The sequence below is a fragment of the Alcanivorax sp. HI0044 genome (genome assembly GCF_001634945.1).
Map to the genome: position 1 here is coordinate 1 of NZ_LWEZ01000154.1, position 713 is coordinate 713.

The 713-nt window shown below is 59.5% G+C and carries 1 protein-coding gene; it reads left to right on the top strand.

Annotation, left to right across the window (positions count from 1 at the left end; all coding sequences use genetic code 11):
* Positions 1-713 (top strand): type II secretion system protein GspL (gene gspL / locus A3730_RS01850; RefSeq protein WP_231883806.1); only part of this gene is annotated, 713 nt, incomplete at both ends.

Consider the following 713-nt stretch of genomic DNA (forward strand, 5'->3'; position numbering starts at 1 on the left):
AGCCGGATCTTGAAATTCCGGTGCTGTTGCAGCGCAACGCAACCGATGACGTACAGGCCATTAGCCTGCGTGATGCGCTGGAACAGTGTGCCGGCCAGACCCTCCATGTCATTATCAGCGTGGCCTTTGCCCGGCTAACCCATGTTTCCCTGACTCGCAAGCAGGCGCGCCATTTACAGCGTGTTCTGCCGTATCTGCTCGAAGAGCAGATGCTGGACAGCCCGGAATCGCTTTGGTTTGTCTCACGCAAAGGGGCAGGGGACGACTACGAAGTGACCGCCATCGCCCGTGAGTTGATCAGCCAGCTTGAACAGTGGGCTGCTGAGCAGGGAGCGGTACTCGGCTCGCTTCAGGTAGATGCCGAACGGTTACAGGGCCAGGCTCCTCTGATTGCGGAACTGGATGGTGGGCAGGTGCTATTAATGGCAGACCGGGACCGTTGTCTGGTGGTGGATGCCGACCAGCGTGACGGCATGCAGGCGCTATTTGGTGACAGCCTTGCCGACGCCACCGTTTTATCCGGCACTGCGGCGTTTCTGGATGCACTACGCGGTGGCGCTGGCCAGGAACTGCTGACCGGCCCGTATGCACCGAAACAAAAAAAGGGTAGCAACACGGCGTTTGCGCCCTGGAAGCCCGTCAGCATTCTGGCCGCAGCTGTGTTTGTGTTGGCCCTGGTGGCGATCTGGGTACAACAGTGGCGTTATGAGCAG